This window comes from Mariniradius sediminis, from assembly GCF_021491425.1.
Lineage (GTDB): Bacteria > Bacteroidota > Bacteroidia > Cytophagales > Cyclobacteriaceae > Mariniradius > Mariniradius saccharolyticus.
Genome location: NZ_JAKEVZ010000090.1, coordinates 1 through 281, shown reverse-complemented (window position 1 = coordinate 281; position 281 = coordinate 1). Strand labels below are relative to the sequence as shown.

The window sequence follows — 281 nt, the reverse complement described above, 5'->3', positions numbered from 1 at the left end:
CTCTTTACCAGGATGCGAGAAGCAGACATGCCCTGGATGCGCTCAAAAAACTCACTGAACCCCTTACCCAGGTGATCCGGGATGGCCAGCACCAGACCATACCCTCCAGCGAACTGGTACCTGGAGATATTTTCATAGTTGAAGAAGGCAATTTGATACCGGCAGATGGCACCATTCTCCAGGCCAATGATTGCAGCGTAAACGAATCTATTCTAACGGGTGAATCTTTTACAGTTACCAAATCTGTCAGTGACAACGATGAACGCAATGATGAACTCTAC

At 47.7% G+C, this 281-nt stretch carries 1 protein-coding gene; it reads left to right on the top strand.

Features of this window, described 5'->3' with window-relative positions; translation table 11 throughout:
- Positions 1 to 281: P-type ATPase actuator domain-containing protein (locus tag L0U89_RS20400; RefSeq protein WP_439651583.1), on the top strand; the 281-nt coding region annotated here is incomplete at both ends.